General features: G+C 42.1%; 20 protein-coding genes. 8 read left to right on the top strand and 12 right to left on the bottom strand.

Annotated elements, in window-relative coordinates; all coding sequences use genetic code 11:
* Positions 1–40 precede the first annotated feature (40 nt).
* A complete protein-coding gene (locus tag LDO37_RS07870; RefSeq protein ID WP_126609853.1) occupies positions 41–1,090 on the bottom strand; it encodes a substrate-binding domain-containing protein in 1,050 nt (349 codons plus the stop codon).
* Between the two features lie 145 nt (positions 1,091–1,235).
* Between LDO37_RS07870 and LDO37_RS07875 the strand changes: the two genes are divergently transcribed.
* Entirely contained in the window at positions 1,236–2,354 is a 1,119-nt protein-coding gene (locus LDO37_RS07875) for a substrate-binding domain-containing protein (protein ID WP_126609849.1), read from the top strand.
* The gene (locus tag LDO37_RS07880) at positions 2,351–4,828 is read left to right on the top strand and encodes a putative bifunctional diguanylate cyclase/phosphodiesterase (protein WP_126609850.1); all 2,478 of its coding nucleotides are present in this window, start codon (positions 2,351–2,353) and stop codon (positions 4,826–4,828) included. Before LDO37_RS07875 ends, LDO37_RS07880 begins: the two co-directional genes overlap by 4 nt.
* Before the next feature lie 2 nt (positions 4,829–4,830).
* Here LDO37_RS07880 and otnI read toward each other — a convergent pair whose 3' ends face one another.
* The 3 genes from otnI to dld form a co-directional block, all read right to left on the bottom strand.
* Complete coding sequence (otnI, locus tag LDO37_RS07885; protein ID WP_126609854.1) at positions 4,831–5,616, bottom strand: 2-oxo-tetronate isomerase; 786 nt, start codon at positions 5,614–5,616, stop codon at positions 4,831–4,833.
* Between the two features lie 253 nt (positions 5,617–5,869).
* On the bottom strand, positions 5,870–7,405 hold the full coding sequence (locus LDO37_RS07890; protein ID WP_126609851.1) for an alanine/glycine:cation symporter family protein: 1,536 nt from the start codon (positions 7,403–7,405) through the stop codon (positions 5,870–5,872).
* Between the two features lie 470 nt (positions 7,406–7,875).
* Entirely contained in the window at positions 7,876–9,582 is a 1,707-nt protein-coding gene (gene dld / locus LDO37_RS07895; protein WP_126609852.1) for a D-lactate dehydrogenase, read from the bottom strand.
* Positions 9,583–10,252: 670 nt separating this feature from the next.
* Here dld and LDO37_RS07900 point away from each other — a divergent pair.
* Positions 10,253–12,157, top strand: coding sequence for an NADAR domain-containing protein (locus LDO37_RS07900; protein WP_224055399.1), 1,905 nt, complete (start codon positions 10,253–10,255; stop codon positions 12,155–12,157).
* A 134-nt stretch (positions 12,158–12,291) separates the two neighbouring features.
* Here the strand turns inward: LDO37_RS07900 and LDO37_RS07905 are convergent, their stop codons facing one another.
* Positions 12,292–13,065, bottom strand: coding sequence for a helix-turn-helix domain-containing protein (locus LDO37_RS07905; protein WP_126610263.1), 774 nt, complete (start codon positions 13,063–13,065; stop codon positions 12,292–12,294).
* Positions 13,066–13,540: 475 nt separating this feature from the next.
* Here LDO37_RS07905 and LDO37_RS07910 point away from each other — a divergent pair, with 475 nt between their 5' ends.
* Positions 13,541–14,581, top strand: a complete 1,041-nt coding sequence (locus tag LDO37_RS07910) for an IS481 family transposase (RefSeq protein WP_126610265.1) — start codon at positions 13,541–13,543, stop codon at positions 14,579–14,581.
* A 50-nt stretch (positions 14,582–14,631) separates the two neighbouring features.
* On the opposite strand, the gene LDO37_RS07915 is transcribed toward LDO37_RS07910, so the two are convergent.
* Positions 14,632–15,033 carry a carboxymuconolactone decarboxylase family protein gene (locus LDO37_RS07915; protein WP_126610266.1) on the bottom strand — a complete coding sequence of 134 codons (402 nt, stop codon included), beginning with the start codon at positions 15,031–15,033 and terminating at the stop codon, positions 14,632–14,634.
* Positions 15,034–15,174: 141 nt separating this feature from the next.
* Positions 15,175–15,630, bottom strand: coding sequence for an Lrp/AsnC family transcriptional regulator (locus LDO37_RS07920; RefSeq protein ID WP_101113753.1), 456 nt, complete (start codon positions 15,628–15,630; stop codon positions 15,175–15,177).
* 148 nt (positions 15,631–15,778) lie between these two features.
* Between LDO37_RS07920 and LDO37_RS07925 the strand changes: the two genes are divergently transcribed.
* Positions 15,779–16,708, top strand: a complete 930-nt coding sequence (locus tag LDO37_RS07925; protein ID WP_126610267.1) for a DMT family transporter — start codon at positions 15,779–15,781, stop codon at positions 16,706–16,708.
* Between the two features lie 43 nt (positions 16,709–16,751).
* On the opposite strand, the gene LDO37_RS07930 is transcribed toward LDO37_RS07925, so the two are convergent.
* Both LDO37_RS07930 and LDO37_RS07935 read right to left on the bottom strand, forming a co-directional pair.
* A complete protein-coding gene (locus tag LDO37_RS07930) occupies positions 16,752–17,498 on the bottom strand; it encodes a copper homeostasis protein CutC (RefSeq protein ID WP_126610268.1) in 747 nt (248 codons plus the stop codon).
* Between the two features lie 61 nt (positions 17,499–17,559).
* Complete coding sequence (locus LDO37_RS07935; protein ID WP_126610269.1) at positions 17,560–18,276, bottom strand: sugar isomerase domain-containing protein; 717 nt, start codon at positions 18,274–18,276, stop codon at positions 17,560–17,562.
* A gap of 183 nt (positions 18,277–18,459) precedes the next feature.
* Here LDO37_RS07935 and LDO37_RS07940 point away from each other — a divergent pair, with 183 nt between their 5' ends.
* Together LDO37_RS07940 and LDO37_RS07945 are read left to right on the top strand one after the other, a co-directional pair.
* Positions 18,460–19,317, top strand: coding sequence for an AraC family transcriptional regulator (locus LDO37_RS07940; protein ID WP_126610270.1), 858 nt, complete (start codon positions 18,460–18,462; stop codon positions 19,315–19,317).
* Between the two features lie 281 nt (positions 19,318–19,598).
* Positions 19,599–20,777, top strand: coding sequence for a hypothetical protein (locus LDO37_RS07945; RefSeq protein WP_224055400.1), 1,179 nt, complete (start codon positions 19,599–19,601; stop codon positions 20,775–20,777).
* A 162-nt stretch (positions 20,778–20,939) separates the two neighbouring features.
* Here LDO37_RS07945 and LDO37_RS07950 read toward each other — a convergent pair whose 3' ends face one another.
* Positions 20,940–22,421 (bottom strand): carboxypeptidase M32, encoded by a 1,482-nt coding sequence (locus LDO37_RS07950; protein ID WP_126609898.1) that lies wholly within the window; start codon positions 22,419–22,421, stop codon positions 20,940–20,942.
* Between the two features lie 185 nt (positions 22,422–22,606).
* Between LDO37_RS07950 and LDO37_RS07955 the strand changes: the two genes are divergently transcribed.
* A complete protein-coding gene (locus LDO37_RS07955) occupies positions 22,607–23,239 on the top strand; it encodes a LysE family translocator (RefSeq protein WP_126609899.1) in 633 nt (210 codons plus the stop codon).
* 21 nt (positions 23,240–23,260) lie between these two features.
* On the opposite strand, the gene LDO37_RS07960 is transcribed toward LDO37_RS07955, so the two are convergent.
* Complete coding sequence (locus LDO37_RS07960; RefSeq protein ID WP_224055401.1) at positions 23,261–24,163, bottom strand: alpha/beta fold hydrolase; 903 nt, start codon at positions 24,161–24,163, stop codon at positions 23,261–23,263.
* 132 nt (positions 24,164–24,295) lie between these two features.
* Positions 24,296–25,666, bottom strand: coding sequence for an alanine/glycine:cation symporter family protein (locus LDO37_RS07965; RefSeq protein WP_126610039.1), 1,371 nt, complete (start codon positions 25,664–25,666; stop codon positions 24,296–24,298).
* Positions 25,667–25,679 lie beyond the last annotated feature (13 nt).

The raw sequence follows: 25,679 nt of genomic DNA on the forward strand, positions 1-25,679 counted from the left end.
ATTGTAATTCGCAATAACAAAAACGAATTGTGCAAGTCGCTTATTGACCGGAGTAACGAAAAGCCTCACGTGTGAGTGTATTCAGCTCTACATCACTCATGCCACTGTGAGCCACAGTAATACGACCGAGATAGATATGCGGGACTTCTGCTGCGCGTTTTTCAACATAAAACTTGATTGCTTCAGCGGTCGCTACGCCCAAATCATCGCTCATACGCATGGGTGTGGCATCCAATTCATCGCGCTTTAATTTGTCGATCTCCTTGGCCGTCCCGCCCCAACCAGTCACAAAAATATCATCATGTTTGTTGGCTTCATCTAATGCGTCAACGGCACCCATAGTCATCGCAGTATTGGCATTGTGAATCATAGAAACTTCAGGAAAATTATCTAACACTAAACGAACACCATCAGCTCCCCCGAGCTTCTGATACTGTCCGAAATGTTCGTAAAGACTAAGCCAGTCGCCTTTCTCTTCTACACAGTCAATAAAACCTTGAGAGCGCTGAGTGTCGGTGATTCCGGGAATACCACGATTAGCAGCAAACTCGATGCCTTTACCTAACTCCTTGATTACGTAGTCACAAAGTACCTCAGCTCCCATCTCACTAGAAAAATCGAACCAAGCGTCTGGCTGATGACTCCACTCGGAATTGGGTGTATGAAATGCCCAAATAAAGGTTTGGAAATCCCTAGATGCAGATAATTTTTGAATATTTTCGGCTTGTATACCAAGCTCAGATGGTCCGAAAATGACAAAATCGTATGGAATGTCTGAATTGAGAACCGTTTCAGTATATTGTGTTTGCAACGAGTGCTCTATCTGCTTTGAGGCAAACTCATCGATTTCAAAAGGGAGGTTTAGCGCTTCCAAGCGTTTTGTCATTGCCATGAAGTTACGTACCCAAAAATCAGAGATGTCAGCACTTGGATAAATAATTGCAATGCGAACGGGTTTATTCAGCTTTTTAGTCAGCGGTTCAGGGTTGGCGCTGACCGTAACTTGAAAACTGTCTAGTTTGTTTGCATCTACTTGATGTGTATAAGAGTTCTCGCCCTTGTTGTCTTTGGTTAAGCCTTCCATTGGCATAGTAGCTAGAGCTATGAATATTGCAGCAAGAAAAAATTTATAAATCTGGTCACCCATCACTGTTACCAATTGTTTAATTATGTATTAACATTATTGTTAATCTATATAAAAATGCTTACAAAAAAATAATTAAATATACAAATATATGAAGAAAATCATACGCTGGTCCGTTTCTTGGTTCATAGTTGCTTATAGCTCATACAGTATAGCCAATACTTTTGATGGGGATTTTCTCGCTTATGCGCGTGAAAAAGTTGCAAAAGCAGTGGCGAGCGACCTGAATTGGGATGGCCCTACAGATGGACCGAAAATGGTCCACGAGAAGAACATCATCTTTATTGCTTCCGATTTAAGAAATGGAGGCGTGTATGGCGTGGCAAGGGGAATGTCACAAGCTATTTCCAAGTTAGATTGGCATCTCCGCTTCATCGATGGATTGGGATCTGAAGTGAGGCAGGGAGCAGCATTGCGAAAAGCCATTGGTTTTGAACCGGATGCTATCGTTCTTGGAGGGATAGATGCGCAACGTCACCGAGAAACCCTAAAGCTTGCAGAAAGCCTAGGCATTGTGGTGATTGGTTGGCATGCAACCGAGCGGGCTGGTGGAAACGAAGAGCTTGGGTTGTATATGAACATTACGACCGATCCGATCGATGTGGCTGAAGTGGCGGCGCTACTGGCAATTGTGAATTCTAACGGCAATGTTAATGCTGTGGTATTCACGGACCCTAACTACGAGATTGCCACCATAAAAGCCAACGTGATGGCAGATACCATTACGCGTTGTCAAACTTGTACTCTGTTGGAAGTACAACCGCTACCGTTGGATAAAATAGCCGAGGAGATGCCAGAAACCTTCGAGTACCTTTGGGATAAACATGAAGAACAGATCACTCACATTTTGGCTATTAATGACTTATACATCGACTACGCAATCCCATCACTAGAGTCCAATATAGAGAAAGGGAAGCCCGTTTCAGACAATATTTCTGCGGGTGATGGAAGTAAAGCGGCGTATAAGCGCATTGATCAAGATTATTTCCAGTTAGCCACCGTTCCAGAGCCTCTTTACCTACAAGGTTGGCAGACAGTTGATGAGCTAAACCGGGCTTTTCATGGCATGCCACCAAGTGGGTATTCGGCACCCGTACACTTAGTGACACCGGAAAACGTAGCGGAACTTATCAATCAGGAAGATACGGGTATTTATGACCCCCAAAATGGTTACCGTGACGCCTACCTAAAAATATGGAAGGGTCGATGAAATTAAATCAAGCCAGTATTACTCAGCGCATTATATTCTCCAATCTATTACTATTGGCCATTCTTAGTATCGCCTTGTTCACCGTTATTCGTTCGTTATATTACGTTGAATCCACACTAAAAACGGAAGCATCCGAACACGTTTCTGTGCTGACGGTGAATTCGGAAATCAGCCGCCGAGTTTTCGCCCTGACTTCAAGAGTGAAATTGCTAGAGCAAACGTTTCTGTTCAGTGAAACCACGTTGTCCGAGGAAGCATTCAATATCGATCTTCAATTGCAGCGTTTGAGAGATCTATCGACTAACCGAGATTTCTCGAAAAAAATGGACTCATTTATCGATAACTTTCACCGTTTTTTGGGGAGTTCATTGGCGCTGAATCGAATCCTGAAACAGACCCAAGAAATTGACGACTCTTTAGCCGAACAGCTTGATCAACTTGAATTAGTTGTTGCCGACAGCAAACTCACTCACATTCGCGAGCCAAACTATATTCGTTACAACAATGAACTCGATTTGGTGAACATGTTGCGCGAAGTGTTTCTCACTGTGGGTAAAATGGTTGGTAGCATTCACAGCCGTATCACACCAGAAACAGAAAAAGTGTTAATAATCGAGATTCAAAAAGAACTCGATATCTTTTTACTGCATTTGGAAAATGTCGACATCGACACCACTGAAGTCAAAGCGCAAAAAAAACGAATGAAGCGCACCGTAAGGCGTTACAACGCGGCACTGAGACGCATTAGCGCGAATTTAGAACAGCGTTGGGTAGTGATGCAAGCGTTGGTGAGCGCGCAAAATGAATTGCTCGATATGGTGGAAAGAACAGAAGCACGCGTTCAAAAGCAAGCTCTGCAACTTACCCAGCAGCTAGAGCATGAAATTAGCCAGTCCAGATTTAATGCCATCATCATCAGTATTCTTGCGTTTCTTACCTCCTTGCTACTGATCAGCCAAGTTGTGAAACGACACATTCGAAAACCGCTTGATGACTTAAAAGAAGGGTTTGAAGGTCTCGAGTCTCAAGGCGCGAATAAACCGATCAACCTAGGAAGAACAGATGAATGGAGCCACATAGAGAACGCGTTTAACAAGATGGCTGTTCGCCTGTCCCAAGCGTATTCTGATTTGAATGAAGAGAAGAAAAATTTCGACTTCTTGGCTCATCACGATCCCCTTACCGGTTTGGCAAACAGGCTACTGGCGACCAAAAGGCTGGATGAGGAAATTGCTAAAGCGACCGAAGAAGAGACTTCATTTCTACTGCTTTACTTAGATGTTGATGAGTTTAAAACGATCAACGACTCATTAGGTCACGCTTCTGGCGATAACTTGTTGGCGAGCATTGCTGAAATTCTTGACCAGTTGATTTCAGAAATTGGATTTGTCGCTCGAATGGGAGGGGATGAATTCATGGTGGTTCTGACCAAAGTAGACAGTTTATCGAGTGGTGAAGTCCTAGCCGACCGCATCAACAAAGCGTTAAGAAAACCCTATTACATCCAAGATAAAACGGTGTTTGTTTCGGCCAGTATTGGGGTTTGTCAATTCCCTAATCATGGTGCCGATGGTGAAACTCTCATTCGAAATGCAGACACGGCTATGTACCACGCCAAACGAAACGGTCGGGATCAGTACCGAGTGTATGCGGATAAGATGACCTTAGAAGTAACCGACTTGATTGAAACCAATGTCGGTTTACACCAAGCGATTAAGAATGATGAGCTGGTCGTTTATTTCCAACCCAAGATTGACTTACATTCTCAAAAAGTCATCGGAGCGGAAGCTTTGGTGCGCTGGCAACATCCAAGGCTGGGATTACTTCCGCCTATCGATTTCCTCGAAGTGGCAGAGAAAACGGACCTGATTATTGATATCGACAAGTGGGTATTCAGGGAAGTAGCCAGTTTGATATCTGAATGGCAAAACGAAGGAACGAATTTAGACGGCATCATATTCTCGGTAAACTTCTCAGCGAGAATGTTCTACATGACGGACTTAGCCGAACAGTTACAAAGTATTCTCGACGAAACGGAGTGCAAGCCGCATCAATTGCTGTTGGAAATAACCGAACGAGACATGATGCGTGATTTTGAAACCTGCGTACGCACCATTGAAACGTTGAGAGCGCGAGGTTATAAGATTGCCATCGACGACTTTGGAACAGGGTATTCCTCACTCTCTGTTCTCAAAAACCTATCTGCAGACTGCATTAAGCTCGACAGAGGCTTTATTCAAGATGTGAATTCATCCAAGCTCGATTATGAAATCACCAGTGCTGTTCTCAAAATGGCACAGGTTCTGGATTTAGCGGTGATAGCGGAAGGGGTAGAAACCAAAAGCCATGTCGATACGCTGTTGCAAATCGGTTGCCGCTGCGCTCAAGGTTATTACTTCGCCAAACCATTACCTGTTGATGATTGGCTAGGCTATCTCAAAAGTGAAAGCGGTAAACAGATCAATCAAGCGTGAACTTATGTAGGGCAATGATATCGCTTCAACCAATCCAACCCGTCATAGGAATTGGTTTTGGGGCGATATTCGCAGCCTATCCAGCCGTGGTAGCCAACCTCGTCTAATACATCGAGCAAGTAAGGCAAATTAAGCTCGCCTAAGTTGGGTTCGTTGCGGTCGGGCACGGAGGCGATTTGAACGTGTCCAATATGACGTGCGCATCTACGAAGTAGGGTGGTGATGTCGCCATCCATGATTTGAGCGTGGTAAATATCGAACTGCAGCTTAACGTTTTGGCGGTCGATTTGATTGATGAGTTCAACCGCTTCTTTTTGGTGTGAAATTAGATAACCAGGCATATCGCGGCTGTTCAAAGGCTCAATCATAACGTCAATACCGTATGGCGAAAAAGCGTCGGCAGCGTATCGCAGATTCTTGATGAAAGTGGCGATGTGTTGTTGGCGAGAAAAACACGATTCAACAATGCCTGCCATAACATGTACTTTCTTACATCGAAGCTCCAAAGCGTACTTCAGAGCCAGTTCAACACTATTTCGAAACTCTTGTTCGCGATCCGGCAGAGCGGCTAATCCTCTTTCTCCGTGTGACCAGTTTCCGGGCGGCAGGTTGAACAAAGCTAACTCAAGTTGGTGCTTTTCAAGCTTTTCTGCGATGTCTTGTGGTGGGTGAGCATACGGGAATAAACACTCCACAGCGTGAAATCCAGACGCTTGAGCTTGTGCAAATCGGTCGAGAAAGGGTTCTTCTGTAAAGAGTAGGGTTAAATTTGCGGCAAACTTAGGCACCTTTCTTTTTTCTGTCATACCGTTATCTCCTATCAATCCTTGAATGGAATACTGTGGCACGTCTTATCCTAACAGGGATTGAGTTGAGATAGATACACATATCCCCGAACATCTTGAGGCGCCTTTAGTATAGAAATAGAAAACAGCGGTATAGAAATAAAAAACAACGGTATTGAAATGAAAAAACAGAGGTATAGAAACGAAAAACAGCAGACCGAAGCCTGCTGTTTTGAATTGACTCGCCTAAGGCTGCTTAGTCTTGAGCAGCGTTGTCTTGCACTTTGTATACTTTACCTGCTTGGAAGCGCTCTAGGTAATCCGCTAGATCGCGTTTCACTTCAGGAACCAGAATATATAGACCAACAATGTTCACCAATGCCATTGCAAAGATCATCGCATCAGAGAAGTCGATAACAGGGCCTAGGTTCATTGCTGCGCCAATGACAACGAAGGTACAGAAAATAAACTTAAAGATAAGTTCTGCTGTTTTGCTTTCACCAAATAGGTAAGTCCATGCTTTTAAGCCGTAGTAAGACCAAGAAATCATAGTTGAGAACGCGAACAGAACAACGGCAATGGCAAGAATGTACGGGAACCAACCAATGGCGCTACCAAAGGCAGCAGAAGTCAATTCAACGCCCGCTAAACCAGTATCTGTGTCTAGGTAACCCGTGATAATGATAACCAACGCTGTCATTGTACAAATTACGACAGTATCGATGAACGGTTCTAGAAGCGATACAAAACCTTCAGACATAGGTTCTTTCGTTTTAACTGCTGCGTGAGCAATAGCGGCAGAACCCACACCGGCTTCGTTCGAGAACGCCGCACGCTTGAAGCCCTGAATTAGAACACCAATAACACCACCAGTTACGCCTTCGCCAGTAAATGCACCATTGAAGATAGCGCCAAATGCATCGTCGATACGGTCGAAGTTAAGCAGGATGATGATAAGTGCTGCACCAACGTAGATAGCCGCCATGAACGGAACCACTTTCTCGGTCACTTTAGCGATGGACTTGATACCACCGATGATCACGATACCTACGATGACTGCCAGAATAAGACCAAACAACCAGCCTTTATCTGCTAGGAACGAAGCGTCGCCGCCTGTTACGCCAACAACTTGTTTAAATGCTTGGTTCGCTTGGAACATGTTACCGCCGCCCAGCGCACCACCGATCGCAAAGATAGAGAACAATACTGCCAACGTGCGACCAAGAGCCGCATTGCCGCGTTTTGTTAGGCCTTTGCTGAGGTAGTACATCGGACCACCAGAAACCGACCCATCAGGGTTGGTGTTTCTGTACTTCACACCCAAAGAACATTCTACAAACTTACTCGACATACCAAGTAAGCCTGCAAGAATCATCCAGAAGGTTGCACCCGCACCACCAATAGAGACAGCAACAGCAACACCCGCAATGTTACCCAAGCCAACCGTACCAGAAAGCGCTGTGGTTAATGCCTGAAAGTGGGAAACCTCACCCTCCTCTTTGGCTTTTGGATCGGAGAATTTGCCCGAAACCAACTGCAACGCGTGTTTGAATCCACGAACGTTGATGAAGCCAAGGTAAACAGTAAAAAAGATCGCTGCAACAACTAACCAAAGAACAATCCACGGCACCTGTACGTCAGTAAAAGGGAAAGGAATGCTCGAAAAGATCATTCCTACAAAAGGGTTAACGATCGGTGCGACGATTTCATTGATTTTGTCATCAAGGTTTGAGGCAGCAGCATTGCATGCTGTGGTACTTGCCAATAAGGCAAGTGGAATTCGTTTGTCCATAAGTTTCCTTCCTGTCAAAAAGACTTATTGAGATTTAGAGTTTTTATATGTTGTGTTTTTTATGTTGTGTTTTTATAGGCGTAGTCAGGAGCGTATTATTCACCCCTATAACATGTTCGCAACATGTCTGTCGGAAAGTATGAGCTGTCAAACACTTCTGCTATTTACTGGAAGGAGTCATTTAAAAACGCTTTTTTGCTGCATAATTCTGCTTTTGTAGGGAATTAAACAGTATGGTGCTGGATATATGGTGGATTGTTTTTTAATTTCGCGGCGTTTAAAAATCTATATAACTTTTTGATTGTCGCAGTTAGTACTTCACTCCTGTTTTTCTGTGATTGAATTTTGTTCGTAACTTATTTATTTATAAGCATTTAAGTCAATATGGCTTGTTTGAAAATAAATCAGCCAGACTCTAATTTCTGGCTGATTTTCATGTTGGTTTTTGTTGCATATATGAATTGAGTGAATCACCCACAACAACTGCAATTGCGCTTGTACTTACTCATTTTGCCAATACCTGGATTGAATGTATTGGTGGGATCCAATGAGTGGTAAAAGGCTTGGAGTTGCTGCTCAGCTTCATACAAATGCCCAACATTGTGTTCGGCAGGGTATTTCGCCCCTTTTTGGGTCAGAAGCTCTAACATTTTGGCTTTGATTTTCTTCGTGTCTGCCCCTTTCTTGAAGACGTAATCTTGGTGGAATACATGACACATGAAATGACCGTAGTAGAGTGCCATAACCATATCTTTGGTGATTTCTTCTGGCAGTTGCTCAACCCAATCAATATCGTTGCGGCGCAATGCGATATCCAGAGCTAAGATGTCTTCTACTTCTTTAGAATGGATGGTTTCATATCGAATGGCAGCGCCTGCTGCTGCAAACCGGTTTAACAGAGCTTTTTTTCCTTCATCCGGAGTGCATTCAAAGTGCTCGCACTCTTCTTGTTTCGACCAAACGTTTTCAAGATACTGTTTGGCTTCTTCAATGCCGCCATCACTCATTTTTAAAATCAAATGATGCTCATACTTATCCCTAAATTGGAGCATGCGCTGAGGGAGGTGTTGTGGGAATAATTTGGTTGCCCAGTACATCAAAATGTCGGGTAAATCTTTTGAAACAAAAGGAATGCGTTTTAACGTTGCTTCGACTTTCGCTTTCAAAGCAAAAAATTTGGGTAACTTATCCGTTCCTAAGTGATGGATTGAAAGGAACACATCTTTGCCATACGTTTCGGATAGGTTAAAGATATCGCGGTGCATGTATTCGCCCATTTCCGGTAGATGCTTAAAATTGCTTAGCATCTCTCGTCGCAACATAGTGAGCTTGGCAGGATCGTTACAACCGATGTAAAAAATTTGCTCTTTTTCAGGTACGGGGTAACTGTCTACACGCACGGCAAATACTGCCAGTTTGCCCGCACAACCACTCGCTTCGTATAGGCGACGAGAATCTGCGTTAAAGCGAGAAGGGGTTACTGCATCTACATCTCGTACTCGCTCGTCGTATTCTCTGTCCGATGCCATTGCATCATTATGGGTAATCTTGCTTGGGTCAAAGTTGCCTTGTTCGACATTGGTCAGGATTTCCTCCGGCGTATCGCCAAGCCCCTCTATCCCCAAGTGATTAACCAGTACGAGTTCACCGTCTTTGGTTACTTGCCCAAATAAAGATAGTTCTGTGTACGCAGGGCCTCGCTTGACGAGTGCACCCCCCGAATTATTCGCAATACCACCGACCACTGTCGCACCAATAGAGGAGGAACCAATCACAGAGTGGGGGGCTCGGTTAACCGTTTTCAATGTTTTGTCCAACTGATGCAAACTAACACCGGGTAAGCTCACGACTTGCTTGCCATTGTCTATTAAGTGCAAAGCATTCATGCGCATGATATTGATGATCACCACTTCACGATCGTAGTCTTCACCGCTGGGGGCGGAACCTTCAGTAAGACCAGTCTTTGCAGCTTGCATAATGACGATACAGTTCGCTGCCACTGCCGCTTTTAACAAGCGCCATTGCTCTACTAGCGTACCCGGAAAAAGCACCGCTAGCGCTTTGCCTTTACCAGAGCGAAAACCAGAGCGGTAATACTCCGTTTTCTTTTCCTGAGTTAAAACGTGTTCGTGCCCGACAATTTCGGTGAATGTGTTAATTAGCTCTTGGGTACTCATAGCGTCCTTGTGATCGGCTTGTTAATCATTGTTATGCACTCATCTTAAATTCGAATCCCAATACGAACCAGAAGCGCGCTTCGCATAATTTCCAAAAATGCGATTTAAATATGTTTGTTAAAACTTCGGATGCATTTTAAATCAATAGGTTAATGATTTTTTATTATTGCATTATTGGAATAAATAACATTGTATTTTTCCATAAATGACATAATCAAGAGAGATTAAATGTTAGATTTTATGTGAAGAGAAAGTGATCTTGCGCAGGAATCAATGGAGGATCACGTATCTGTAATGAATTGAGGGTGCCGAATATTAAATCGTCACACTAGTTTGAACAGACTATAGGCTTCTTTCGAATAGAAATGTTACGTGTTGAAAACACCTCGCTTGCAATCCAGCTCTAGAGATAGCTATGTATGCAAAGAAATTAATATTGTTGCATATATAACTTGAAATGATACGAAAAAACAAAATATATAAGATTTATATTATTTATCTTATATATTTTTCCGCTCTGTTTTTGTACGGTTATGCAATGTTTTTTATTTTATAAACTTACATATTTTATTTGTTATGGTTTTTAAATATTAACAATATCAATTTTTATTTAAATGTAATTAAAAAGTTAAAATATGTAAATTGATTTTTGTCGTGAAAGGAGGAAATTATGCTTTCTATGGATAAGAAAACATTGATGTCTTTATCGGAATATGAAGATATCGTAAGGGCTAGGTTAAATGAAAACATTTCAGACTTATACAGAGAACCTAAGCTTGCATCATATATAGAGAAACTAGAACCTTTTAAATTCCATTTTAGCGGTGGATTGATAGTTGATAATTTAGACGATATCGGTAAGTCAAAGGAATTTCTTACTTTAAGGGAAGGTAGGTTTTTTAAGAAGAAAAATAAGAAAGAAAATAAAAATGAATATAATTTAAGAGGACCAAGATATATTGTTGCCATTGATCCATCAGTTGAGTTCTTAGACAAGATTTCAATATATCGAGATGATATATTTGATTCCGCATTAATTCTAAAGAAAGTGAAACTTGAAGAAATATCTAACCAAACTTTAGAGTTGTCTCCAATGTTAGATTATTTAAAAAATGCAATTGTAACAATTTTTAACTGCTTTGTTCAATCTGAAAAAACACATAGATTTGATCGGATTGTACAGATTGAATATTGGAGACTAAGAAAACAACTTCAAAAAATAATGGTTGAATCTGTTGACTTATATTATAAGTCAATTTTAGGTATCCTCGAAAAAACTGATATTTCTTCTTTCAAGATTTCAAAATACTTATTTCTAACTGATGTCTTGAAAATGTTAGAAAGTGAATATAAAAATTTCAGTCTTTCTTCAAGGACGTTAGTTAGGCCTGAAGCTGCGCATCCGATAGTCATGGCCTCAGCAGCTTACAGTATAGTTTCAAGCCATAAAAATTCGCCAGATGCGGTAGTTGGCATGCCTTCTGGAGGGACTGAATTGGCTTGTTTATTGAAATGTATCTACCGCTGGTTTAACTCAAACCCAAGCCTATTACTAATACCGATATCTTTTCATTCAATGAAGAATGACTATAGCGAAGAAGTTGATAGTAATAAGCTGGCCAATCGAAATATAAAAATGATTGTTGGTGAAGATAATAATATGGAAAGTGTCATCATAGTTGATGATAATTCGTCAACAGGGAGTACTATAGAGGCAGTAAGAAAAGCGTTTTCTGAAATATTTTCATGTCACCATATTTATTGCACTGTAGCTGAAGCGGATCTTGTTCGTACTAGAGTTGATATTGATTGCCCTAATAGAAAAAACGTGGCTTCTCCAGACTTATTTTCAAGTACTGTAAGTGTTCTTCCTGTGTCAAAGAGACGATACCCAAAAAGAGATTTAAAAGAAATAGCTGAAAAACATATGTTAGTACAGTATTACAAGCGTAAAAAACGTAATACGAATTCAATTGTCAAAAAAAATAAATATGAAGCATTTATTGATTGTATTTTTAATGAAGTGAATTACAACCTAGATGATCCTAACTCTATATCTGATTTCAGAAAAAATGAATTGTCAAATTTTCATCCTTGTGAAATTGTTTATGATGGGACGATATATAAGTCAGTTGAACACGCATATTTACGAGCAAAATTTTGCTTCGAAAATATAAAGCTAACTAAGGATCATCAACGATCTATTCAAAGTATTCTTCACTCTAGAGATGAAAGGTATAATATAAAGGATGGGTTGGAATTATTATTCAAAGGTGATTTCGGAGCTGGTACAGTTAAGCAAGTTTCGAAAGAATTGAGACAATATGGTTTCGTTAGAGCAGATTGGCATATTATAAAGACAAATATAATGATAGAGCTTTTGAGGCAAAAATTCAGTCATGGACCTTTAAGAGATTATTTAGTGGATACGTACCCTAAAAATTTGATCGAGGGAAATGTTTGGTGTGATACTTACTGGGGATACGATATCACAGAGAATCGAGGAAAAAACTTGTTAGGACGAATATTAATGATAATTAGAGAAGAAATCATTATGGAAAGACACAACAAATAAGTACCGTAACTTAAGTTATATTTCGTTGTGTGGTTCTTAAATTATGTCAGAGAAATAGTACCAATTTACTTTCTAATAAAGAGTGGATAGTGATTTTTGGGAAGCAAATCAACCGCATGTATCAGTGCTTAACCTTAGTTGAGTTTTCTGTAGTATCTCGGGCTTCCTTTCCCTCTCAGCCGTGAACTCAACTCCCCCGGTGTTGTTAGCACAAATGCTTTAAACTCTCTTGTCATATGCGCTTGATCTGAAAAGCCCTGTGCGTAGGCAAAATCACTGAGTGAAACGTCGGGGTTTTCCCTTAATGTGGCTACACTGGAATAAACTCGGCGCAAGCGTTGGAAGTATTTCGGGCTCATACCTACCCACTCACGAAAGTTTCGTTCTACCTGCCTTTGGTTGTGCTGGAATTGTTCACCTATTTTCCCACTTATGGCTTGGCTAATTAGCGATGCACGTTTCTTCATTACTGGGTTGTTTAGGTCGATGTTCTCATTACACCATCGGTACATTGTGGCTAATCGACTACTGTGGCTTGTTTTCTCTAACAGCAAGGAATACAGGCTGGACAAAGTTGAAGGTTGGGAATGAGCGTGCGTGGCAGCGGAATGGGCAAGAAGTGAGGTTGGCATCATACCGGGGTGGAATCGAATACCACATAACTGAGTACCTTCGTCGAACTCTATGAATTGCGTTGCTTTACTGTATTGCTGAAGATAAATAGGGTGTGATATTTCTGAATCAGATAGCCGTACGCTTCCTTGCAAAACAAACATCACTCCCGAGCCACCGTCGCTATGCAATGGTTTAAGCGTTGTTTGATGTTTTCCTTTCACAATGGCAGCCGACCATATCTCTTGAACATGGTCGGCAAGCTTATGTTTGGGTTTTACAATTTCGAAATCCATTTATTATTCTTGCTCGATTATCAGGGTCTGTTGACCTTTCGAGATGATTTTTGCAGCAATTTGTGGGTGATTTATACAAGGCAGAGCTTATTCGGTGTAGTCGCTCTACATCAATGAGCGATAACGCAGTAGAAATAAGCCACAAATGCTGCCCAAAGGGTTCGCTTCTATGCCATTTACTCTTTGTTACAAGGTATTTGCTTAGAGTGACTAGGCTACACACCTTGCGTCGCGATTAAAAGGCATAGAACTCGAACAAAATTTAACCACGAAAGGTTAACAGACCCTAACTAAAATCTAGCTGGATAAACTTCCTATCTCGGGTTTGAATATTTTGGCAATGCGATTCCAGCTATTGATTGCGTTAATTGTATTAGTTCAGACTAGATCTGACACTTCAATTTGAAAAGAAGAGAGTTACCCACTTTGATTAAAGGTGCTTAATCACTAATCAAAGACAATAGAGGTAACTCTCATGCTTCATACTAGCAATCCAATCATCAAACACAAAGCTGGGCTTCTCAATCTTGCAGAGGAACTTGGCAATGTATCTAGAGCTTGCAAAGTTATGGGTGTCTCTCGAGACACGTTTTATCGCTATCAAGAACTGGTTGAAACTGGCGGTATTGATGCTCTGATTAATCAGAGCAGAAGAGCACCAAACTTAAAGAACCGAGTCGATAGTGAAACTGAACAAGCCGTCCTGAATTACGCCATCGACTTCCCTGATCATGGGCAAGTTCGAACAAGCAATGAACTGCGTAAACTGGGGGTCTTTATCTCTCCAAGTGGCGTGCGCTCAATCTGGCTTCGCAACGACCTAGAAAACTTCAAAAAACGCCTCATTGCCTTAGAAAAACAAGTTGCTGAGGACGGTATCATTCTAACGGAAGAGCAAGTCGCTGCTCTTGAACGCAAGAAGCATGATGATGAAGCTTGTGGTGAGATAGAAACCGCACACCCAGGCTATCTAGGCTCTCAAGACACATTCTATGTGGGTAACCTTAAAGGTGTTGGGCGTATCTATCAGCAAACGTTCGTTGATACCTACAGCAAAATAGCGTTCGCAAAGCTCTACACGACAAAAACACCAATCACGGCAGCAGATATGTTGAATGACAAGGTTCTGCCGTTCTTCGAGAATCATAAGCTGCCAATGTTGAGAATCTTGACTGACCGAGGTACTGAATACTGTGGCCGTGTTGATCAGCATGACTACCAACTCTACCTAGCCATCAATGATATCGACCACACGAAAACGAAAGCGATGTCACCGCAGACAAATGGTATCTGCGAACGCTTCCACAAGACCATATTGAATGAGTTCTACCAAGTCACATTCAGAAAGAAACTGTATGGTTCGATAGAAGAGTTACAGAAAGATCTGGACGAATGGATGGACTACTACAACAATCATCGTACCCATCAAGGAAAAATGTGCTGTGGCAGAACGCCAATAGAGACATTAGAGGATGGGAAATCAATCTGGGCTGAAAAGAATTTAGCCCAAATATAATCTGACAGGCACCAAGTCTAAAAGTGGGTAACTGTCAGATCAGGTTTGAATTAGTACACGTTAATAGCGAGCGTTAATGTAACGATACCTTGCTCTCCAAACGTGTTTAACGTTGAGGTGTAGTCTTGCTCTGATATTGCTTTACCTTCTGTGACAACTTCTGCCCAATGTAATGCTGCTCTTTCTTCCTCGCTGTAGAGGAGCATGTCTCTCCATGCGCTTAAACCAATTAAACGATGTTCAGATTCGCTGTTTTTTAAAGCATCCTTACTGTGCATATCGATACAAAATGCACATTGGTTGATTTGTGAAACGCGCAACTTTACAAGTTCCCACAAAGGAATTGAGAGAGTTTGCTGTTGTTCAAATTGCGTTCGCAGGTAGTTTTCTTGCTCCAATAGAATTTGAATACCTTCAGGCGCTGCGTTGAAATAGTCCAATCTAGTCGTCATTAGAATTTCTCCTTTAGTAGATGCGTTTAGCTTAAAGAACGGAGAATTTGATTGATTGAACAAATTCGACATCAGATCGAATTTGTTCCTAAAAACGAATTGTGAGCGTAACCAGCTTGGTCTTTTTAGCGCGCTATAGAGTCACACAAATATAGGCAGCGGGCTCTTGTTGATCACTTGCCTTACAGAAAGGTGGGTATGAATGTCTTTAACACTGGTGATTCGATGAAGCTTTTTGGTGAAGGCTTCATAGCCAGCCAAATTGGGGCTAACGACTTCAAGAAGGTAATCGTAGCCACCCGACACAATATGGGCGTTGACCACTTCTTCCATATTCGCCAATTCTTGCTCAAACTTTTCTATCGAGTCAGCTTGGTGGTTGTTTAAGCTAACCTCGACAAAAAAGCTCATCGCAATACCGACTTTTTCACGGCTTAAGTTTGCTTGGTAATCCTCAATATAGCCTTCATCTTCTAATCTTTTTAATCGCCTTGCACAAGGGGAGGGGGAAAGCCCAACGCGTTCAGATAAATCGGCGGTAGATAAGCGGCCTTCTTTTTGAAGTACTGAAAGTATGTGTCGATCGATTCTATCCATTATTCCCTGCCGGTTTCCGTTATTAAACTGTGTCTATTTGATTTATTCCACTAACAATACCATGCATTGTTACGATATTCGCTGAATAAATGCGAGCAGTTTGATGAATAATTCTCCTGTATCTTATTGGTGTTCAGGAATAATTGTCATGGAAAAAACGATCTACACCCAATCCAGCGGGATTAACTCATTGCCAGCCTCCCCAATGGTGAAGGGTTACGTGGTCATTACGTTTGTTTTGATGATTTGGACAGGCTTCGCACTTTCCATTCGCGCTATAGGTTCTTCTCCATTGGCGACGGCAGATGTTGCGTTAATGCGTTTTCTTATTCCTGCCATTCTTTTGCTTCCTTTTACTTACCGATATCTCCATGAAATAAGACGTGCGAAAGTGCGAGACGTTTTGTTGATTCTGCTGGGTGGCGTTCCGTTTTTCTTTGTCGCATCGCATGGAGCAAGCTTGGTCCCTGCCGCTTATGTAGGAACTGTTTTGGCGGGCACACCACCGTTTTTCGTCGCGGTTTTAGGTTGGTTTTTTTATCGACACACAGCTTTGGCGGGTCGTTTCAACTTTAAGCGCATTATCGCTTTGTCCATGATTATGATGGGCGTTGTCACGATGATCGTTGGGCAACTTGATATTGTGTCTGGTGCGTTTTTGCAAGGTGTGGTCGTTTTATTGAGTGCGAGTACGATTTGGGCGGTGTACACCATAAGTTTGAAACAATCTGGGTTAAGCCCAATTGCTGTGACGATATTGATCTCGTGGTGCTCACTGGTGATTACGGTAGCATTAATCCTAAGCGGCTTAGTCACAAGTAATTTTGGTTCGTATACCTTCCAAGATGCGCTGCCATTTATTCTGGTACAAGGCTTTTGCGTTGGCCTTTTGTCTACTGTCGGCTATAGCTACGCAGTTAGGCAACTTGGATCGGCGCAGTCGTCAACTATTGGCTCTTTATCACCAGGGATAACAGCACTTGCGGCTGTACCAGTGTTCGGTGAGGCGTTGACCATTGCGATCATTGGGGGCATTTGCCTTACGGTAGCAGGAGTGGTTTTGTCTAATCGTGCTTAGGACTTTTACAAGAACCAAGTTAAAACTGCACGGCTAGCGAATATTACGGTCTGAACATATTCACCAGTTCAGCAATGGCATTTTTATCGGTGACAGGGATTTGATAGTCATCAATATTATCTGCACCCATTTTGCTGTATTGCGAGGTGTACACCATTTTCGTTGGACGAGTCGTTTTGCCTGAAAGGTGCAGCTCTTGCACTTTGGTTTTGTCTACAAGTGCTCTTGCATTGCCTGCGTTTACCCCAGCTCCCGCCATGATTGAGATACGTGTTCCTGCTTGTTGAACGAGCTTCGCTAGCGTGATCGTGCCCAGCGGTGCGGCAGCGGCGAGCCCTGACGTTAAAACGCGTTCACAGCCTAGGTCAATAACGTCTTCTAACCCTTTCTCAGCGTTATTGCATTGGTCGAATGCGCGATGAAAGGTAACGCCAAGCTTCAGTTTATGGGCGTAGTCACAAAGCTTTCTCGCATGCTGCATATGAATATGCCCCGTAGATGTTAACGCTCCAAGTACAACACCTTGTAAACCCGCTTGTTTAGCGCACTTTATATCGAACATCATGATGTCTATTTCTTCTTCGCTATAAAAGAAGTCCCCTTGTCGAGGGCGAATAATGGCATAGACAGGTACGGTGGATATTTTCCCTGCTTGCTGCATAAATCCATAACTGGGTGTTAATCCCCCAAGCGCTAATGCCGAACAAAGTTCAATTCGAGTGGCACCACCCGCAATGGCATTATAAAGAGATTCTATATTTCCGATGGATGCTTCTATTTCCATATTAATATTCCTCGGCCTACAACGATATTTTCTGTGTTTAATATGTATGACCGTTATGAGTTTTTATTTACATCGATTTCAATCGAGAGCCAAAATGCTTATACACATAATCGTTGTCGAAACCATCCACATTCTGACTTGAGAATATAAGTGGGGTGACACCTTGTTTAAGCGCTTCTTTTTGTGCCTCCACCACAAGCGTATTCATAATGAGCATTCCAGATATACTAGAAAAAGCACCAGTCACTTTGCCATTTATATTGCAAAGCCCATCACCAGGAGGTACATGGTTATCAATGACGATGTCTGCGATGTCCATTAATTTCAATCCAGAACTATGGCGGCTTTCGTATTTAGATGATTGTTCTACCGAGGTTATCGCGATAACGGGGTGACCTTTACTTTTTGCCAGTTGAGCAAATTCAATTGGCAGAGCGTTTCGTCCTGAGTTGGAGATAACCATGACAACATCATTGGGGGATATGTTTTGGTCGTCCCAAATGACCTCAGCCAGCCCCGGCAGTTTCTCCATGGCGGAGCCACGAAGTGCGCCATCGTTTGTGAGTAACACAGAATCCAAAACTGCGTTGATGTTGCCAAGGCCGCCAGCACGAATGAATCCTTCCAAACCAATCATATGAGAATGACCTGTTCCTAAGACTTGTATCATGTTGTCTTTCACAATGGCTTGAGCAAATAACGCCGTCGCTTGAGACAGCGCCTCTTGGTTTGATTCGATAACGGAAGTCAATTTGGGCATTAAGCAATGAAGATATTCGGACATATTGTGTCACCTCCTTAACTGTGCTGACTTAACTACCGTATCACCGCAAAATGGTGTAATTGATACTAAGCTATCGACTATTGATACTTTTCTTGATTAATATCGATTGTGCGTGTTATCACTGTACAGTCACGACATTTACAAATTCACGACCATAGTAAGCAAACAGGGAGACGATTTTTGATGAAAGCAACGATACAAAAAGTCCCTCAACGCGTCGGTTGGTCTTGGCGCTATAAGATGTTTGAAGAGGTGACGAAGCCAGAATATTGGCATGCACATCAGGAGTTTGAACTCGTTTTACACAGAAACTTTCAGGGGAAATCGAGAGTTGGGCACTTTGAAGGCGAGATAGAGCACAACGAACTGTTGTTAATTGGACCGGGTATTGCGCACAGCTTTGAATCGATAAATTCTAATGAACAAAACCCATGTGAAACTCACGTTATCTGGTTTCGAGAAGAATGGATTGCCAAACTGATGTACAGCTGCGTCGAACTTAGGCAGTTAGGACCAGTTATTAAGAGTGCCAGCAAGGGGGTTCGGTTTTCCACCGACACCGCTGAAAAGGTTTTTCAACATCTCGATAATTTTAATCACCTGACTCCTATTGGGCAGCTTGCCGTATTGATGCAGGTTCTGGGAGAGTTATGCGCAGATCAATCCCATACCACTTTGCTTTCGTATTTGTCAGAAGGGGAAAAGGAAAAAACGAACGCCAACTACAGTAAAATTGAGCAAGTGTGCAAATACATCGACAATCATTACGCATCAGATATTACGCTTAAAAACCTTGCGGACTACATGTACGTAAGTGAAAACACCATTCACCGTTGGTTTATTCAACATTTTAATGAAAGTTACACCTCTTACTTGATGAAACTCAGGTTAAATCACGCCTCCCAATTACTCACCACCACATCGCAGCCCATAAGTCTAATTGCGGAAAATGTGGGTTATACCAACCGCTCCAACTTCAATCGATTGTTTAAGAAATACAAAGGGATGTCGCCAACTCAATATCGGCAGAGGTTTAGGTGAGGGGGGGGGGGAGATTAGATGACCTCTGCCTAATACTCTAGTACTTTGGTTTATCTAGCTTTTTTGGAATATGCATCTAAAAATAATTCTATCAATAGTAACCTTTGATGTTGTTTTTTTGAAGTTTAGTCATTGAAAAAATAATCGTAGTTTTATTTTAATAAATTTATCATTAGTGTTTTTCTTGAGCGATGAAGCTCAAATAAATTAATTAAATATAAATCGAATTCTAAATTAACTCCCGTTGGTTTATTTAGATTTTAATTATCCAAGGAAATAAAATGAAAGATAAATTAAATAAAATAACATTATCTCTACTATGTTCTGGTCTTATTTTCTCAGGAGTAACTTATGCTCAAAAGCCTGTGGAAGAAACCGCTACTGCAACGACAATCAGAGCGGTAAATAAAGCTGGTGGATTTGTTGCCAATGTAGGCGCTTATACCAGTAATTTCACTCCGTATAAAGTGAACTTTGTTTCTGGTAAAGCTGGCGCTTTTGGAGCTGTATTGGGTGTTGTTGACAAACTTACAACAATTTTTGTTGAGATGGCAATTGATGCAGAATGTAAATCAAATACAAGTTATGACAGGAATGAAAACGTTTGTGAGGTCCCACCAAGTTTTAGACAGGACAATTTCTGTATAGCAAACACAGATAATGTAAATAATAGGTCTATCCGTGTTTATATTTCAGATTATGTTACTCCGCTTTCTATTAATACACGTAATCCAGAAGCTGTAGAAATTGGTCACGGAGAGGAAGCGTGTTTTTCCGTTGCTAAAGAAGTAGGTAGTTTGGCAGTGGTAAATGGGAACAACGAAGTCGTTTTTGACAGAGTAATGCCAAAAGACTTCTACTCTGGAAATTATGGGTTGGTAATTAAAAATGGTAAGCCTTGGTTAAAGCAGAAAAGGTCTCGCAAGATTTATAACATTACTCTTGCACATAAACTTTGCTACAACATTATGATAAATCATTCATTTGATATGGATAATGGAGTAAGAAAATGTATGGACCGAGTTTCCGGAGGGAATCCTGCTCAGGTAGAAAAGTACTTTACCAATACGATGCAACACGCAGACTATCAAGACGTCAAATCAAATATCCTTTTAAAGACACGTGATCTGAACGACTTCCTAGCCAATGCGGTTTACCACCAAAAAGATCCGTCCAACCCAGATCTGTTTCTTATGAGTGGCACTCTCATGATTGACGATAATACTTATGCTCATATCGAGCCCGTGGATGTACCAATGGTCAACGGTAGTCTCTCACTTCCGGATAGTATTAACGTTTATAAAATTAACACGACACCACGAAATGCGCCCAACTTCCTAGATGAAACTTCAATGCCCGATGCACCTGTTGTTTTGGATTCTGCAAGTGGTCCGTTGGATTTTGCGACGGCGAAACCAGTTAGTAACAATACAGGGACTATCACGCCAATCGACTTCTAATAACAAAAAGTCGTTAAGAGGCAGCAGATATATGCTGCCTCTATTGTCTTTGAAATAGGTTTGAACGCGCTGGATGTTGATTTGAAATCAATGAATGAATTAGTGACTATTGAAACAAAAAGAGCCGCGATTGCGGCTCTTTTCGATTACAGCTCTTTTCGATTACAAATAACGCCCTTCTAGGTGTGCTCTGAAGTGATCCGCATTCAGCACTTCACCTGTTGCACGCTTCACCAAATCGTCGGTGGTGTGCAAGCAGCCTTGGCTCCATACTTTTTCTTCCAGCCACGTGAAGATTGGCGATAGGTCTTCGCTAGCAATAGCGCCTTCTACATCGACACTTTGCTTCATGCTTGCCATCATCTGAGCCGCGTACATGGCACCTAATGTGTAACTTGGGAAGTAACCAAAAGCACCATCTGTCCAGTGAATGTCTTGCATACAGCCATTGGTGAAGTTACCGCGAGTATCCAAGCCCAGGTAAGCTTGCATTTTCTCTGCCCAAAGCTCTGGCACGTCGGTGTGTTTGATTTTGCCATTCATCAAATCACGTTCGATTTCGTAGCGAAGAATCACGTGTGCAGGGTAGGTCAGTTCATCGGCATCCACGCGAATAAACCCTTTTTCAACACGGGTGTACAGCTTGTGGAAATTCTCCGCTGAGAAAGTAGGATCGTCGTTACGCTGGAATTGTTTACGCGCTTTGTCTGCCAAAATCTGAATGAATGGCGTGCTGCGACCAATCTGCATTTCAAAAAAGAGAGACTGTGACTCGTGGATTCCCATTGACCGAGCTTCACCTACTGGTAAACCTGCAAATTTCTTAGGCAGACCTTGCTCGTAGCGTGCGTGACCCGTTTCGTGCACGGTGCCCATCATAGATTGGATAAAGTCGTTTTCATCGTAACGAGTTGTAAGGCGAACATCCGTTGGTACACCGCCGCAAAATGGATGGGTACTTTCATCTAAACGACCATGGTTGAAATCAAATTGCAGAAGCTTCATTACATCCAGCCCAAGTGCTTTTTGGTCTGCTGCACTGTATGTGCCAGTTGGCATGATAATGTCTTCTTTAGTCTGCTTGTCGATGACTTGGTTGATCAAGTCTGGAAGCCATGTTTTTACGTTGCTGAACACGGACTCCAGTGATTCCGTTGATACACCCGGCTCGTAGAGGTCTAGCATGGCATCGTAAGGTGTTTTCCCTGTCGCTTCAGCACGGATCTGCGCTTCTTCCTGAGAAAGTTTAACCACTTCAGCCCAGTTTTTTTCAAATCCTTCCCAGTCGTTTTCGCCACGTTGCGTACGCCATGCGTGCTCACACTTTGAACCTGCTAATGATTTGGCTTCTACCAGTTCTTCAGGTAAGACGGTTTCTTGCTGCCAAACGCGTTTCATTTCAGCTAGGCTAGCTGTTTCGTCCGCAGATAAGGATTCAGATTCTGCTTTATCAAACCACTCCGCTAATTCTGGCTTATTGGAAAGCTGATGCAGGTGTACCGAAAGCTCGGCTAATGCTTCAGAACGTGCTTCACTGCCACCAGCGGGCATAACGGCTGCTGCGTCCCAGCCACAGATTGCCTCTAGGTGCTCAAAGCGAGAAATTTTTTTATTGTGTTTTACCAACTTGTCGTAGTAACTCATGGTTGTCCTTGTTACATAGGGGCTTGTTATTGTTGACGCCAACTATAGCAAGGCTTTAGCCTCAAATCATCGGGCGAAATGGTAAATAATTATTGTCCTGTGAGCTGAGCCAAAATGCTCAAAATTTGGGACTGAGCGCGATTTGCGGTATAAATTCAATGTCGTTGAATTTTTATGGAAAAGTCATGCAAATACTGAACATTGAAGCCTTTTTAGTTGCGATTACGATTCTTACATTAACACCGGGTCTGGATACTGCTGTTATAGTCAGAAACACAAGCCGCTCGGGTACGCAGCATGGGCTGTTAACCAGTGTTGGGATTTGTTGTGGTTTGTTTGTTCATGCGACGTTTTCAGCGATCGGTATTTCTGCGATTTTATTGCAATCCGCTGAGTGGTTTATGGTACTCAAGCTTGTAGGGGCAGGCTATCTTATTTGGTTGGGAATTGGTTCAATTCGCTCTTTGTTTCAAGCTCGCACTTCCTTGCCCAGCGAAATAGAAAACGTGTCGGGTATCACCCGTTTGGCAGTGTTACGAGAAGGCTTTCTTTCTAATGTACTGAACCCTAAAACCGCAGTTTTTTACTTGGCATTCTTACCACAATTTATTGACCCTCAAGGTAGCGCCGTCGCCCAATCCATGTTTATGGCAGGAATACACTTTGTTATTGCCATGGTTTGGCAGGGTGGCTTAGTGGTTATGGTCAATAAAGCCAAGGAACTCTTGAGCAGCGACACATTTTTAAAAGCGGTAGAGGGCGCAACTGGCGCTGTCTTAATCGGCTTAGGCGTGAAGCTGCTTGTCGACCAGAGTTAAGGCTCTCGTCGAATTTTTCCATTAATCGTTTTGAAAATAGCTAACCATCGAAGCATTGATATAATCAGTGTGAGTGAGCAATAAATCATGCCCTGTGTTTTCTAATTCTTCTATTTCAATGGCGCTATTTAATGTTCTCACTCGTTTTGATGTATCCATTGGAGAATACACAACATCGGAATCTCCCATAATGATTTTTACCGATTTTGTGAGTGATATTAATTCATTATCAGTTAAGGGTTTTATTTTAGGTAGTTGACTTGGGTTTATTGGAATAAAGCTTTTTGATGAAAGAATAAAGTCTTTAATAACTTTGTCAAAAAAATCAATGTCGTTTTTGTATAAGTTTTTAAATACCCATTTAAAATACCATTGGTATACCCGATGAAATGGAAAGAAGTGAATGAGCAGGCTTTTAAACGAGTAACTGCCATTGAAAGGGCTCAAAGTACCAGCAGGCGCGATTAATAGTAATTTCCTGATGTTATCTTGCCTTTTTAACGTGTAATGACTGGCAAGCCATCCACCGTAGCTGGATCCTACAAGGTTAATTGCAGTATGAACATTGAGCCCATCCAGTAACTCATCTACCCATTGAACAGCATTACTTTCATCAAGAATTGGTTGGCTTGGTACGCTTCTACCGACACAACCAAGGTTGATCACGCCATCCATGGCGTAGGTTCTAAAGTGTTTAGATAACTCTTCGATATTTAACAGCCATTGAAGAGAGCATGTTCCAGCACCATGGAATAAAAACAAGGGTGGCGCATCAATAGGACCATTAATACGAACATGAGTGGTACCGTAAGAGGTATTAATATCCTTTTCTTCATACGGTGTTGGCCATAAATCTAATACTGATTGGTAATGCTGTAAGTATTCTGATTTTACTTGTTCACTTCTAAATGGATGCGTATTCATAATCTATTCCCCATTCGGTATAGAGAATAAGATAATGAGAAATTTTTATAAGATCTAACTAAATTTTAAAATGATTTATTCAAGAATTATTATTCCGGAAAAAATAAGCCCAGATTCAATCCGGGCTAGAATTTAGTTTTGATGTTCTGTAATCAAATTGGGGGAATCAGACATTTTTTCAAAGAAGAGTTTGGTTTCTTCCACAACCACATGCCTTAAAGCGATGAGCCCTATTAAGTTAGGTATTGCCATCAGCCCGTTCACAATATCGGCAATCAGCCAAATCATGTCCAGCTTCAAGAAGGCACCAGAAGCAACCAGCACAACAAATACTATTTTGTAGGGCAATACGGCTTTAGTACCCATTAGGTACACCACACAGCGCTCGCCATAATAGTTCCAGCCTAAAATCGTGGTGAAAGCAAAAAAGATAAGCCCAATCGACACCAACATTGGTCCGAAAGTGTCGGAGCTAAGCCCCATGGCGAATGCTGATGTTGTCATCTCTGCGCCAGCGAGATCGCCTTGCCAAGCACCCGTCAAAATAAGCGTTAACCCTGTCATTGTGCAGATGATGATCGTGTCGAAGAAGGTACCTGTCATCGAGATCAGACCTTGCTTGACACAGGAATCTGTTTTGGCTGCTGCCGCTGCAATTGGTGCACTTCCTAAGCCCGACTCGTTTGAAAAGACACCGCGAGCGATACCAGATTGAATAGCCAACATGATGCTTGCGCCTAAAAAGCCGCCAGTTGCTGCAGTATTTGTAAACGCTGATTCTAGAACAAGCTGAATAGCCGGTATTACTTGGTTTGCATTCATCAGTAATACGCTGACACAAGCACCAATGTAGAGTAATGCCATGGAAGGAACGACTTTACCCGCTACGCGAGCAATGGATTGAATGCCACCCAAAGTCACAAACGCAACGAGTAGGGTAAGTACAACGGCTGCTATTTCTCTTGGCAAGCCAAATGAAAGCTGAGAAGCGTCTAAAATCGCATTCACTTGTGGGAATGTGCCGATTCCAAAACAGGCAACGCCCAGCGCAAATATGGCGAACATTGTCGCTAAAAACTTAGATCCCACGCCATCACGCAAATAATACATAGGACCGCCAACCATCTGGCCGTTACTGTCTTTTTGACGGTATTTTACAGCGAGTAGACACTCTGCGTATTTTGTTGCCATTCCAAACACGGCAGCCAACCACATCCAAAACAACGCGCCCGGTCCGCCTAATTTTATGGCTGTTGCGACACCCACAATATTACCGGTGCCGATGGTGGCCGATAAAGCGGTGCACAGCGCAGCAAAGCTAGATACGTCACCAGAGCCCGTATCTTTGCTAAACACCATTTTTAACGCCTTGGGTAAATAGCGAAATTGAAGAATGTTCAGTTTGAATGTGAAATAGACGCCTGTTCCTACTAGCAGGATCAGTAGCGGTGGTCCCCAGACCAAGTTATCGATGGTCAGTAAAATGGAATGCAGTTCTTGCATGGTTTCCCCTTAA

The sequence above is a fragment of the Vibrio penaeicida genome (assembly GCF_019977755.1).
Taxonomy (GTDB): domain Bacteria; phylum Pseudomonadota; class Gammaproteobacteria; order Enterobacterales; family Vibrionaceae; genus Vibrio; species Vibrio penaeicida.